Annotated in this window: 11 protein-coding genes; all 11 read left to right on the plus strand. The window is 42.6% G+C overall.

The window, feature by feature from the left end:
* Positions 1-22: 22 nt before the first annotated feature.
* The gene (gene gcvPA, locus PGW42_RS09330) at positions 23-1,336 is read left to right on the plus strand and encodes an aminomethyl-transferring glycine dehydrogenase subunit GcvPA (RefSeq protein ID WP_118198824.1); all 1,314 of its coding nucleotides are present in this window, start codon (positions 23-25) and stop codon (positions 1,334-1,336) included.
* Positions 1,336-2,766: an aminomethyl-transferring glycine dehydrogenase subunit GcvPB gene (gene gcvPB, locus PGW42_RS09335; protein ID WP_270203280.1), complete on the plus strand. Its 1,431-nt coding sequence runs from the start codon at positions 1,336-1,338 to the stop codon at positions 2,764-2,766. The genes gcvPA and gcvPB overlap by 1 nt, the downstream gene beginning before the upstream one ends.
* Before the next feature lie 30 nt (positions 2,767-2,796).
* Positions 2,797-3,795: a lipoate--protein ligase gene (locus PGW42_RS09340; protein WP_270203281.1), complete on the plus strand. Its 999-nt coding sequence runs from the start codon at positions 2,797-2,799 to the stop codon at positions 3,793-3,795.
* Between the two features lie 14 nt (positions 3,796-3,809).
* On the plus strand, positions 3,810-5,213 hold the full coding sequence (lpdA, locus tag PGW42_RS09345; RefSeq protein ID WP_270203282.1) for a dihydrolipoyl dehydrogenase: 1,404 nt from the start codon (positions 3,810-3,812) through the stop codon (positions 5,211-5,213).
* A gap of 80 nt (positions 5,214-5,293) precedes the next feature.
* Entirely contained in the window at positions 5,294-6,619 is a 1,326-nt protein-coding gene (locus tag PGW42_RS09350; RefSeq protein WP_270203283.1) for a bifunctional folylpolyglutamate synthase/dihydrofolate synthase, read from the plus strand.
* Positions 6,613-7,167: a GTP cyclohydrolase I FolE gene (gene folE, locus PGW42_RS09355; protein ID WP_270203284.1), complete on the plus strand. Its 555-nt coding sequence runs from the start codon at positions 6,613-6,615 to the stop codon at positions 7,165-7,167. The genes PGW42_RS09350 and folE overlap by 7 nt, the downstream gene beginning before the upstream one ends.
* Positions 7,168-7,171: 4 nt before the next feature.
* Positions 7,172-7,708: an HD domain-containing protein gene (locus PGW42_RS09360; protein ID WP_270203285.1), complete on the plus strand. Its 537-nt coding sequence runs from the start codon at positions 7,172-7,174 to the stop codon at positions 7,706-7,708.
* A gap of 16 nt (positions 7,709-7,724) precedes the next feature.
* Positions 7,725-8,534, plus strand: coding sequence for a dihydropteroate synthase (folP, locus tag PGW42_RS09365; protein WP_173699319.1), 810 nt, complete (start codon positions 7,725-7,727; stop codon positions 8,532-8,534).
* A gap of 13 nt (positions 8,535-8,547) precedes the next feature.
* A complete protein-coding gene (gene folK, locus PGW42_RS09370; RefSeq protein WP_008372039.1) occupies positions 8,548-9,369 on the plus strand; it encodes a 2-amino-4-hydroxy-6-hydroxymethyldihydropteridine diphosphokinase in 822 nt (273 codons plus the stop codon).
* A 71-nt stretch (positions 9,370-9,440) separates the two neighbouring features.
* Positions 9,441-10,841: an aminopeptidase gene (locus PGW42_RS09375; protein WP_022220665.1), complete on the plus strand. Its 1,401-nt coding sequence runs from the start codon at positions 9,441-9,443 to the stop codon at positions 10,839-10,841.
* Between the two features lie 345 nt (positions 10,842-11,186).
* Complete coding sequence (ppdK, locus tag PGW42_RS09380; protein ID WP_117822757.1) at positions 11,187-13,823, plus strand: pyruvate, phosphate dikinase; 2,637 nt, start codon at positions 11,187-11,189, stop codon at positions 13,821-13,823.
* Positions 13,824-14,297: the final 474 nt, after the last annotated feature.

Below are 14,297 nucleotides of genomic sequence, written 5' to 3' on the forward strand. Positions count from 1 at the left end.
AGGGAAAGGCGGTGGACCATTTATGGGAAGCTATGTACCGAATACAAAAGAACAGCGTCAGGAAATGCTGAAAGAAATCGGGTTTCAGACAATTGATGATCTGTTCGCACACATTCCGGCAGAAGTAAAGATCCAGGGCGGTCTTAATATTCCGGAAGGAAAAACAGAATTAGAAGTACGTCGTGATATGGAAAATATTGCTGCAAAGAATCAGGTCTTTAAGACGATTTTCCGCGGCGCAGGCGCTTACCGGCATTTTATTCCGGCAACAGTAAAGAGCGTGATTTCAAAAGAAAATTTATTAACTGCATATACTCCTTATCAGGCAGAGATCAGCCAGGGAATCCTGCAGTCGATCTTTGAATATCAGACCATGATCTGTGATCTGACAGGAATGGATATTTCCAATGCCTGCGTATATGATGGTGCAGAAGCATCCGCAGAAGGTGTGGCAATGTGCCGTGACAGAAAACGCAGCAAAGCACTTGTTTCAGCTACCGTGAATCCATATGTTCTTGAAACAATCAAAACATACTGCTTCGGTAATGAAATGGAAATAGAAGTAATTCCGGAAAAAGACGGACTTACAGATATGGAATATCTGAAAGAACATGTAGATGCACAGACAGCATGTGTACTGATCCAACATCCGAACTATTACGGTAATCTGGAAGAAGCAGCCGAGATTGGTGAGATCACACATGGAGCTGGTGCGAAATATGTGATGAATGTCAATCCGATTTCTCTCGGTGTAGTAAAGACACCGGCAGAATATGGAGCTGATGTGGCAGTTGGCGAAGGACAGCCACTTGGACTTTCTATTGCATTCGGCGGACCATATCTTGGATTTATGGCTGCAACACAGAAGATGATGAGAAATCTTCCGGGACGTATCGTTGGACAGACAGAAGACCACAATGGAAAGAAAGGTTATGTACTTACTCTTCAGGCAAGAGAACAGCATATCCGTCGTGAAAAAGCATCCAGCAATATCTGCTCAAACCAGGCACTCTGCGCACTTGCAGTAGGCGTTTATCTGGCAACAATGGGCAATGAAGGGATTAAGAAAGCAGCAACACTTTCAACTTCAAAAGCACATTATCTTTCAGCAGAACTTGCAAAAGTTGGATATCAGACCGAGAACAAAGGAGAATTTTTCCATGAATTCGTAACTGTATCCGATGTTCCGGCCGCAAAAGCACTTGCAGCACTTGAGGAAAAAGGAATCCTTGGAGGATTTCCGCTTGACGAACACAGAATCCTGTGGTGCTGTACAGAAGTGAATACCAAAGAAGAGATGGACGCAGTTGTTCAGATTCTGAAGGAGGTGCAGTAATGTTAATATTTGAAAAAAGCAGACCTGGAAGAGGTTGCGATTTACTGCCAGAATGCGATGTAGAAGTAACACTTCCACAGGAAAAAGATAAAAGAGAGAAAAAACTTCATCTGCCAGAGCTTTCTGAGATTGAACTGAGCAGACATTATACAGAGCTTGCAAAGAAATCACATGGTGTGAATGATGGTTTCTATCCTCTCGGATCTTGTACAATGAAATACAATCCGAAGATCAATGAAGATATGGCAGCACTTCCGGGATTCACAGAGATCCATCCACTGCAGCCGGCACATACGGTACAGGGATGCCTGGAAATCATCAAGGAATCAGAAAATCTGCTTTGCGAGATCACAGGTATGGATCGTATGACATTCCAGCCGGCAGCCGGTGCTCACGGAGAGTTTACAGGGCTCCTTTTGATCAAAGCATATCATAAGAGCCGTGGAGACGAAAAGAGAAAGAAAATCATCGTTCCGGACTCTGCACATGGAACCAACCCGGCAAGTGCGGCAATGGCAGGATTCCAGGTAGTCAGCATTGAATCTGCACCGGATGGTGGTGTTGATCTTGAAAAATTACAGGAAGTATGCGGAGAGGATACAGCAGGACTTATGCTTACCAATCCAAATACGGTAGGACTTTTCGATAAGAATATCCTGAAGATCACGGAGATCGTTCATAACTGTGGCGGACTTTGCTACTATGACGGAGCAAACTTAAATGCAGTTATGGGAACTGTTCGCCCTGGAGATATGGGATTTGATGTGATCCATCTGAATCTTCACAAAACCTTCTCAACTCCGCACGGTGGCGGTGGTCCTGGAAGCGGACCTGTTGGATGCAAGAGCATGCTGGTTCCGTTCCTTCCGTCTTATGTAGTAGATGGAGAAGAAGAACTGAAATTTGTAAAAGAACCACAGAGCATCGGTGAGATGAAGAGCTTCTATGGAAACTTTACAGTCATCGTAAAAGCACTTACCTATGTGAAGACACTGGGACGCGAAGGTATTCCGGAAGCGAGCCAGAATGCAGTTCTGAATGCAAATTACATGATGAACAAGCTGAAAGACCTTTATACAATGGCGTATGACGAGGTATGTATGCATGAATTCGTAATGAGTCTTGCAGATCTGAAAAAGAAAACAGGAATTTCTGCAATGGATATTGCAAAAGGACTTCTTGATAACGGTATACATCCACCGACAATGTACTTCCCGCTGATCGTTGAGGAAGCACTGATGGTAGAGCCGACAGAGACAGAGTCCAAAGAAACTCTGGATGAAGCAGTAGAAGTATTACGCAAACTGTATGAAATTGCAGAAACAGATGCCGAACAGCTTCATCAGGCTCCTGTTACAACACCGGTTACAAGAGTGGATGAGGTTGGAGCAGCAAGACATCCATATCTGCGATATGAATGGCAGGACTAATAAGTTATAGCTTAAAGCGAGGGAAAAACTATGATTGAAAAGATTACTTATATTGAAAGCAATCAGTTCAGTCCATATAGAAATCTTGCAGTGGAGGAGTATTTGCTCCTCCACTGCGAGGATAAAGAATGTATTCTTTATTTGTGGCAGAATCAGAATACAGTTGTTATCGGACGGAATCAAAATGCTTGGAAAGAATGTAGAACAACAAAGCTGGAAGAAGAAGGTGGTCATCTTGCCAGGCGCCTGTCAGGTGGTGGAGCTGTGTACCATGATCTGGGAAATATGAACTTCACATTTCTGATCAGTAAAGAAGAATATGATCTGAACCGGCAACTGCAGGTAATCATAGGAGCGATGGGGATCCTTGGATTGAAGGCTGAAAAATCCGGGCGTAACGATATCCTGATCGATGGAAAGAAATTCTCGGGAAATGCGTTTTATGAGCAGGAAAAACATTGCTATCACCATGGCACGATCATGGTAGGAGTAAACATGGAAACCTTATCCAGATATCTGACTGTATCAAAGGATAAACTGAAATCAAAGGGGGTTGATTCGGTAAAATCCAGAGTGACAAATTTAAGAGATTATCTTCCGGAGCTTACAATGGAAGAACTGAAGGTGGCACTTAAGCAGTCATTTGAAAAGGTATACGGATTAAAGATACGTGATAAAAAAATAGAAGATCTTGATACCGGAGTAATTGCAGAAAGAGAGAAATTTTTCTCTTCATGGAACTGGCTCTATGGCAGAAAAATTGATTTTCAGTATGAGCTTTCCCACCGTTTTGGATGGGGAGGAATTACACTTCAGTTTGCAGTAGAATCAGGAAAGATCAAGGATGCAATTGCATGGTCGGATGCACTGAATCCGGATTTCATACATGCACTTCCGAAGTATCTGAAAGGACTGAAGTACAGAAAGGAAAGTATCTGTACGGAATTGGGGCTGTTCTGGTCAGATGATCCACAGGAAGAAGAGATGATGAAAGACATTATCGAATGGATTCAGGGCGAGGAACTGTAGGAGGATGAAATAAAATGAGCGAGAAGTTTGATGTAGTAGTAATTGGAGCCGGTCCGGGAGGATATGTGGCAGCAATTAAATCTGCGAAGCTTGGAATGAAGACCGCAGTGATCGAAGAGAGAGAAGTCGGGGGAACATGCCTGAACAGAGGATGTATTCCGGCAAAAGCAATGATTCATGCATCGACATTATATCGTGAAATCAAAGAAGCGGACCGCTTCGGAATTTCAGCATCAGATGTTACTTATGATTTTGAAAAAATTCTGGAATATAAGGAGCAGACAACCGGACAGCTTGTTCAGGGAGTAGAACAGCTCCTGCAGGCAAACGGCGTAACAAGATATCATGGAAAAGGCACACTTTTTGAGGGGAAAAAAGTTAAGATTACAGGGAATGAAGAACAGTCTATTGAAGCAGAGAATGTCATTCTGGCTTCTGGTTCCAAATCACTGATTCTTCCAATACCGGGAATGGATCTTGCGAGAGTTCTGACAAGTGATGAACTCTTCAAGATGAGAGAAGTTCCAAAGAGTCTGGTTATCATCGGTGGCGGTGTGATCAGTGTAGAATTTGCTACCGTATATTCCGCACTTGGATCTAAGGTTACCATTCTTGAAGCAATGCCGCGTCTGGTTCCAAATATGGATAAAGAGATTGCACAGAACCTGAAATTGATCCTGAAGAAACGTGGCGTAGAAAGCCATACATCAGCAGCAGTACAGGGTGTGCATATGGAAGGGGATACCTGTGTATGTACCTTCGTTGAAAAAGAAAAAGAACAGACTGTAGAAGCAGAATATGTTCTGTGTGCAGTCGGAAGATGCCCGAATACCGACGGATTATTTGCAGAAGGTGCTGCTCCGGATATGGAAAGAGGACGTGTTCTTGTAAATGATAAATTCGAAAGCAGTATTCCGGGAGTCTATGCGATCGGTGATCTGATCTTTGGTGCACAGCTTGCCCATGCAGCAAGTGCACAGGGAATCGTTGTTGCAGAACAGCTGGCGGGAAAAGAACCTTCTGTGAATCTGGATGTGGTTCCGGGGTGTGTTTATACAGATCCGGAAATCGCATCAGCAGGTGTTACCGAAGATGCAGCCAAAGAACAGGGAATCAAAGTGAAGACTGGTAAATTTATCATGAGTGCCAATGGTAAATCGCTTATTACAAAAGAAGAAAGAGGATTTATCAAGATCGTGGCAGATGAAGAGACAGATGTGATTCTCGGAGCACAGATGATGTGTGCAAGAGCCACAGACATGATCGGTGAATTTGTAACTGCGATCGCAAACAAAATGACGGTTGCACAGCTTTTGAAGGGAATGCGTGCACATCCGACGTATAATGAAGGAATCGGAGAAGCCCTGGAAGAAGCAGAGGGTGGAGCGATCCACGTTGTACCAAAGAAAAAGAAATAGAACTGTACAGCAGTAAGGGAATATGATAAAATATTCAGATATCAGCATATGCTGAAAAGTACAAAAAGGAAAATTAAATCATGTTATACGAAGAAGCAAGGGTATATTTGGATCATGTATCGAAATACGGAAGTGTACTTGGCTTAGATAGTATAAAGAGCTTATTGGGTGAGCTTGGAAATCCGCAGAAAGATTTGAAATTTATACATATAGCCGGGACTAATGGAAAAGGATCGATTCTCGCCGGACTCTCCGGTATCCTGCAGCAGGCTGGATACCGGACCGGAAAATACTGTTCTCCGACCGTGATGGGATATATGGAACGATTTCAGGTTGATGGCCAATGGATGGCGGAGGACGAGCTCGCCCCTTTTGTATCTCAGGTGAAAGAGGCAGCAGAAAAAGTAGAAGAAAAAACGGATCTCACCGTAACTGTTTTCGAGATAGAAACAGCGATCGCATTTCTCTATTTCAGAGAAAAACAGTGTGATTATGTCGTTCTGGAAGCCGGAATGGGTGGGCTTCTTGATGCGACAAATGTAATAGATACAACTGTTTTGAGTATTTTTGCATCGATCAGTATGGATCATATCGGAGTGTTGGGAAACACATTAGAAGAGATAGCAGAAAATAAAGCCGGAATTATAAAACCATCATGTCTGGCAGTTGTCACGTCGCCACAGCAGATGTCTGTGACCGATATCCTTCAGAAAAAGGCCGGAGAGTGTGGATGCCGGCTTGTGGTGTCGCATCCGGAAAAGGCTGTGATTTCTGAAGAAACGATGGATGGACAGATTTTTTCTTATGGAGAATATAAAGACATCCGTCTTCGCCTGGCTGGCAGATATCAGATTGACAATGCAGTGACAGTATTGGAAGCTGTGGATGCGTTAAGAAGGAGCGGTGTTCCGATTCCGGAAGAAGCTGTAAGAAAGGGATTTGCGGGAGTGACATGGCCTGGACGGTTTCAGGTACTCGAAAAAGAACCGACCGTGATCGTTGACGGAGCGCATAACAGAGATGCCGCAAGAAGACTTGCGGAAAATGTGAGAACCTATCTGACAGACAGAAAGATTGTCGGTGTGATGGGAGTTTTTAAAGATAAAGAATATGAACAAATCGTAGAGATCATGGCTCCGTATCTTTCAAAGGTGTATACGATCGATCTTCCAAATGGGGAGAGAAATCTGGGAAAAGAGAGATTATGTGAAGTATTAAAGGCCAAGAACGTACAGTCAGAACCGGCAGAGAACATTGCAGATGCGCTTGAAAAAGCAAAAGCAGAATGTGGGAAAGAAGATGTTGTTCTGGTGTTTGGTTCCTTATCTTATCTGGGAGAAGTGATAAGACTTGAACGGGAAACAAACGTGTTTGAAAGAAAAAAGGAAGAGAGAACATTATGGTAGATCATAAAAAAGTAGAACAGGCAATCCGTCTTTTACTGGAAGGAATCGGTGAAGATCCGGATAGGGAAGGACTGGCTGAGACACCGGACCGGATTGCAAGAATGTATGAAGAAATCTGTGGCGGAATGAATGAGGATGTAGCGGAACACCTGAAAAAGACATTTACAGCAGAAAACAATGAGATGGTTGTGGAAAAAGATATTACGTTTTATTCCATGTGTGAACATCATATGCTGCCATTTTACGGAAAGGTTCATATTGCCTATATTCCGGATGGAAAGGTAGTGGGACTTAGCAAGCTTGCACGGACTGTGGAAGTGTTTGCCAGAAGACTTCAGCTGCAGGAGCAGATGACAGCACAGATCGCGGATGCCCTGATGGAAAATCTTCATCCAAAGGGAGTAATGGTACTTGCTGAGGCAGAGCATATGTGTATGACCATGCGTGGAATCAAGAAGCCGGGAAGCAAGACGGTCAGTGTTGTTACAAGAGGTGCATTTGAAGAAAATGAAAAGCTGCAGAACATGTTTTTCCGTATGATAGGTTAATGCGATGAAAATAAAACGAAAACTGGAAGAGCAGAGGAGGATGCAGAGAATCTGGAAAATATATGAGCATCCTCTTTTTATAGAAGGACTGGTAAAGAATAAAGATGCAGAAAAGGAAAGAATATTCTGCCATCATGATATGAACCATTTTCTGGACGTGGCACGTCTGATGTATATTTTTTCGATGGAGCGTGGATATGCCTTTGGAAAAGAAGAGATTTATGCGACGGCATTACTTCATGATATTGGGAAATGGCAGCAGTATAAGACGGGAGTTCCCCATGAGATAGCGAGTGCTGAAATTGCAAAAAGGATTCTGGAAGAGACTGGATTTACAAAGGAGGAGTCGGACAGGATTCTTTTTGCAATTTTAAGTCACCGGGGCAATGCAGAAGAGACAGAAAATGCAGGGCAGGATAAGTGGCAGCTTGCAGAAATCCTTTATGATGCAGATAAGATTTCCCGTGCGTGTTATACGTGTCCGGCTGAGAAGGACTGTAACTGGAGTGGAGAAAAGAAGAATCAGAAAATCATCTGGTAGAAAACGAGGAAACAAAATGAAAATTGGGAATAAAGAATTTGACACAGCAAAACATACTTATATTATGGGAATCCTGAATGTAACACCGGATTCTTTTTCGGACGGGGGAAAGTGGAACGGTTATGATGCGGCAATGCGTCATGCAGAAGAGCTTTTAGAAGGCGGAACCGATATCCTGGATATCGGAGGAGAGTCCACAAGACCAGGACACCAGCAGATTACGTCAGAAGAAGAAATTACAAGAACTGCGCCGGTTATCGAGGCTGTCAAAAAGAATTTTGATGTGCCGGTTTCGATTGATACTTATAAGAGTGATGTGGCAGAGGCAGCACTTCAGGCAGGGGCAGATCTGGTAAATGATATCTGGGGATTCCAGTACGATGAAAAGATGGCAGGTCTTGTGAAAAAATATGATGCGGCATGCTGTCTGATGCATAATAAAAATGAGGCGGTGTACAAGAATTTCCTGAAGGATATGTATGCAGAATTGCAGAAGTGTGTAGATACAGCGAAAGCGGCTGGGATTGAAGATGACCGGATCATGCTGGATCCGGGGGTTGGATTTGGAAAGACCTACGAGATGAACCTGGATGTGATGAAGCATCTGGATCTTTTTAACGGACTTGGATATCCGATGCTTCTTGGAACTTCCAGAAAATCCATGATCGGTCTGACACTGGATCTGCCGGTATCAGAAAGAGAAGAAGGAACTCTTGTCACAACCGTGATGGCAGTACAGAGTCATTATGGATTTGTGCGCGTTCATGATGCTGAGAAAAACCGCAGAGCGATCAAGATGACAGAAGTGATTTTGGCAAGAGAGTAAGCAGGAGAAAAAGATGGATCAGATAAAAATTGAAAACCTGGAAATATTTGCAAATCATGGGGTGTATCCGGAAGAAAACAGACTGGGACAGAAGTTTCTGGTTTCCTGCATTTTATATGTGGATACACGCAAGGCGGGAAAAACAGATGACTTGGAAGCGTCTGTGAATTACGGAACCATTTCCCATCTGATAAAAGAAAAGATGGAAGAGAAGAATTACAGGCTGATCGAAGCAGTAGCAGAGCAGCTTGCAGAAGAGATCTTATTATTTGATGAGAAGATCCGGAAAGTCATGGTGGAAGTAAAGAAACCATGGGCACCGGTAGGACTGCCGCTTGAGACGGTTTCCGTGAAGATTGAACGTTGCTGGAATGAAGCGTTTATCGCACTCGGATCGAATATGGGTGACAAGAAAAAATACATTGAGAATGCGGTAGAAGAGCTGAAAAATGAAAAACTTTGTAGAGTCCTAAAGGTATCGAAACTGATCGGAACCGAGCCATATGGCGTGACGGATCAGGATGAATTCCTGAACGGGGCTCTGAAAATGGAAACACTGCTTACCCCGCATGAGCTTCTGGAGCTGTTACACCGAATTGAGCAGGAAGCCGGAAGAAAGCGGATCCGCAGATGGGGACCGAGAACACTGGATCTGGACATCATTTTCTATGGGGATCAGATCATTGAAGAGGATGATTTATGTATACCACATATCGATATGCAGAACAGGGAATTTGTGCTTGGACCAATGTGTGAGATCGCACCGCATAAACGGCATCCGGTTTTGAAGGAAACGATGACGGAAATGCTTGTAAAGTTAAAGGGTAATAATTGACTTCTTATCGGGAGAGGATTATACTAAAAATATTGTGGGGAATCCCAACTGAATTGAAGAGAGGTATAGAAATGGAAGAAAAAAAGAATCTCTGGAGCTCTTATGATGAAGCTGCCAAAAAAGAACTTCATGAAATCAATGAAAAGTACAAAGCTTGCCTGGATGCCGGAAAGACAGAGCGTGAATGCGTAAAGCTTGCGGTTGAGATGGCGAAAGAAGCAGGATATCAGGATATCAAAGATGTTCTGAAAGAAGGAAAGAGCCTGAAAGCAGGAGATAAAGTATATGCGGTATGCATGGAAAAAATGCTTGCCATGTTCCGTATGGGCGAAGAACCGCTTTCAAACGGTATGAATATCCTTGGAGCTCATATCGATTCACCACGTATTGATGTGAAACAGAATCCATTATATGAAAGTGAAGGAATGGCTTATCTGGATACACATTACTATGGTGGAATCAAAAAATACCAGTGGGTAACAGGACCGATGGCACTTCATGGTGTTGTTGCGAAAAAAGATGGAAGCGTAGAAGAGATCAGCATTGGGGAAAAAGAGTCTGATCCGGTATTTGTTATTACAGACCTTCTTGTTCATCTTGCAGCAAACCAGATGTCAAAGAAAGCAAGTGAAGTGATTGAAGGAGAAAAGCTGGATCTTCTGATTGGAAACAGTCCGCTTGATAAAGCGGAGGGACTTGATGAAGAAGAAAAAGAAACGATCAAGGCTAACGTACTTCATATTTTAAAAGAGAACTATGGAATCGAAGAAGAGGATTTTGCATCGGCTGAGCTGGAAATTGTTCCGGCCGGAAAGGCAAGAGACTGTGGATTTGACCGCAGCATGATCCTTTCTTATGGACAGGATGACAGAGTCTGCGCATTTACTTCTCTGTTCGCTATGCTGGATGTGGAAAATGCAAAGCGTACAGGATGCTGTCTGTTAGTAGATAAAGAAGAGATCGGAAGCGTCGGAGCAACAGGAATGCATTCTCGTTTCTTTGAAAATACAGTTGCAGAGCTTGTTGCACTTACAGAAGGTGAATCTGAACTGAAGGTACGCCGTGCACTTGCTAATTCAAGAATGCTTTCTTCTGACGTAAGTGCTGCTTATGATCCGATGTTTGCAGAAGCATTTGAAAAGAGAAGTGCCGCTTTCTTTACAAAGGGACTTGCATTCAACAAGTTTACAGGAAGCCGCGGAAAGAGCGGATCCAATGATGCAAATGCAGAATATCTTGCAAGACTGCGCAAGGTGATGGACGATGCAGGCGTTACTTACCAGTTCGCAGAACTTGGTAAAGTCGATGTAGGCGGCGGCGGAACCATCGCATATATTATGGCAAATTATGGTATGGAAGTGATCGACAGCGGTGTTGCTGTACTTTCCATGCATGCACCTTATGAAGTCAGCAGCAAAGCTGATGTGTATGAAGCAGTAAAGGGATACAGAGCATTCCTTCTGAATATGTAAGAGATGAAAAGAACTCAGGTAAAACAATGGATACAGTCCGGTTTTGCCTGAGTTTTTTCTGATAATAACAAAATTTATAGTATATAAAAGAAATTTAATTATGGAGATTTTTTTTATAGAAGAAATCACTTGAAGAAATTGAACTCTTCGATAAATTCACTTTTTTTGTACGAAAAAAAGTGCATAAGGGTTGACTATCACAGTTAAAACATTTACAATATTAGTGCGGTAAAATCCGTTTTTTAAGGGCGATATAAGATATGAAAAGAGCAGACAGTTACCAGTCTGACTGTGATTTTCAAGTTTTATATATATCAATTACCAATAACGAGGAGGAATTGTAAAATGGCAACAAAATGGGTTTACATGTTTACAGAAGGTAATGCCGATATGAGAAACCTGCTTGGTGGAAAAGGCGCTAACCTTGCTGAAATGACAAACTTAGGTCTTCCAGTGCCACAGGGCTTCACAATCACAACAGAAGCTTGTACTCAGTATTATGAGGACGGAAGACAGATCAATGAAGAAATCATGGCTCAGATCATGGAAGCTATTACAAAGATGGAAGGAATCACAGGAAAGAAATTCGGTGATAAAGAGAATCCACTTCTTGTTTCCGTTCGTTCTGGTGCAAGAGCATCTATGCCTGGTATGATGGATACAATCCTGAACCTTGGTCTTAACGAAGACGTTGTCAATGTACTTGCTGAAAAATCAGGCAACCCACGTTGGGCTTGGGACTGCTACAGAAGATTTATTCAGATGTACTCAGACGTAGTTATGGAAGTAGGTAAAAAATACTTCGAAGAACTGATCGACAAGATGAAAACTGAAAGAGGCGTTAAACAGGACGTTGAACTTACAGCAGAAGATCTTCACGAATTAGCTAACCAGTTCAAGGCAGAATATAAAGAAAAAATCGGTGCTGAATTCCCGACAGATCCAAAGGAACAGTTAATGGGAGCTATCAAAGCCGTATTCCGTTCATGGGACAACCCGAGAGCAAATGTATACCGTCGTGACAACGATATCCCGTATTCATGGGGAACTGCTGTTAACGTACAGATGATGGCATTTGGTAACATGGGTGATGACTGTGGTACAGGTGTTGCATTTACACGTGACCCAGCTACAGGAAATAACGGACTGTTCGGAGAATTCCTTACAAATGCTCAGGGAGAAGACGTAGTTGCAGGTGTTCGTACACCAATGCACATTTCAGAAATGGAACAGAAATTCCCAGAAGCATTCAAACAGTTCAAAGAAGTATGCAAGACTCTGGAAACACATTACAGAGATATGCAGGATATGGAGTTTACTGTAGAACATGGTAAACTGTACATGCTTCAGACACGTAATGGTAAGAGAACAGCTCAGGCTGCTCTTAAGATTGCTTGCGATCTCGTTGATGAAGGAATGAGAACCGAAGAAGAAGCAGTTGCTATGATCGATCCTCGTAACCTTGATACACTGCTTCATCCACAGTTCGATGCAGCTGCACTGAAAGCTGCTGTACCGATGGCTAAAGCACTTGGAGCATCTCCAGGAGCTGCTTGTGGTAAGATCGTCTTCACAGCTGATGATGCTGTAGAATGGGCTGCAAGAGGAGAAAAAGTTGTTCTTGTACGTCTTGAAACATCACCGGAAGATATCACAGGTATGAAGTCTGCTCAGGGTATCCTGACAGTTCGTGGTGGTATGACATCACACGCAGCCGTTGTTGCACGTGGTATGGGAACATGCTGTGTATCTGGTTGTGGTGACATCAACATGGATGAAGAAAACAAGAAATTCACACTTGGTGGAAAAGAATACCATGAAGGAGATGCAATCTCTCTTGATGGATCTACAGGTAACATTTATGACGGAATCATCCCGACTGTAGACGCTACAATCGCAGGTGAATTCGGAAGAATCATGGGATGGGCTGACAAGTACAGAACTATGAAAGTTCGTACAAATGCTGATACACCAGCTGATGCTAAGAAAGCCCGCGAACTTGGTGCTGAAGGTATCGGACTTTGCCGTACAGAGCATATGTTCTTCGAAGGCAACAGAATTGATGCATTCCGTGAAATGATCTGCTCTGAAACAGTAGAAGAAAGAGAAGCTGCACTTGCTAAGATCCTTCCGGAACAGCAGGGAGACTTTGAAAAACTTTATGAAGCACTGGAAGGAAATCCGGTTACTATCCGTTTCCTTGATCCACCGCTTCATGAATTCGTTCCAACAGAAGAAGAAGATATCAAGAAACTTGCTGATGCACAGGGCAAATCTGTTGACCAGATCAAAGCAATCATCAGCTCTCTGCACGAATTCAACCCAATGATGGGACATCGTGGATGCCGTCTTGCTGTAACTTATCCGGAAATCGCTAAGATGCAGACAAGCGCAGTTATCCGTGCTGCTATCAATGTTAAGAAAGCTCATCCGGATTGGAATGTTAAACCGGAAATCATGATCCCGCTGGTTGGCGATATCAAAGAGCTTAAATATGTTAAGAAGTTTGTAGTAGAAACAGCTGACGCTGAAATCGCTGCTGCAGGAAGCGACCTTGAGTACGAAGTTGGTACAATGATCGAAATTCCTAGAGCTGCTCTTACAGCTGATGACATCGCAAAAGAAGCTGACTTCTTCTGTTTCGGTACAAACGACCTTACACAGATGACATACGGATTCTCACGTGATGATGCTGGTAAGTTCCTTGACGCTTACTATGACGCTAAGATCTTCGAGAACGATCCATTTGCTAAACTTGACCAGACAGGTGTTGGTAAACTTATGAAGATGGCTATCGAACTCGGAAAACCGGTTAATCCGAAACTTCACGTTGGTATCTGTGGAGAACATGGTGGAGATCCAAGCTCTGTAGAATTCTGCAACAGCATTGGTCTTGATTATGTATCTTGCTCACCATTCCGTGTACCGATCGCTCGTCTGGCTGCTGCTCAGGCTGCAATCGCTCAGAAGAATGCAAAATAAGCATATTGCGTATAGCAAGAAATAAATAATAAGAGGGCGTGTGAAAAAAACTTTCGTTTTTTCACACGCTCTCTTATTTTATCTAGTTATAGATTAGAAATATTAAATTATGATTAAAATGAAAATTTTACTGTTCTTTTCAGAATATATATGATACACTGAATCCACCAAATCAAAAAATCTTTTATCAAATCATTTTTGCAAAGAGTAAATTGATTGCAAATTATTACAAGCTAAAACAAATCAAGACAGTCTAATTAAATAGGTTGATTATAATTCCAAAAAATGAAAATAAATCAAGAAGTTTCCAGAAATGGATTGATTGTATACCGGAAAAATGAAAATAAATCAAGAAGATGATGGAAATAAATTGGTTGTATTCTCAAAAACTCAAAGAAAATCAAGAAGATTACAGTATAATGGACCCTATAGTGTGGACATGAAACTTAGATAATTAGGTCAATTCCTTAGAGT

The organism is Coprococcus sp. TM115-187 (assembly GCF_027679115.1).
GTDB classification, from domain to species: domain Bacteria; phylum Bacillota; class Clostridia; order Lachnospirales; family Lachnospiraceae; genus Allocoprococcus; species Allocoprococcus comes.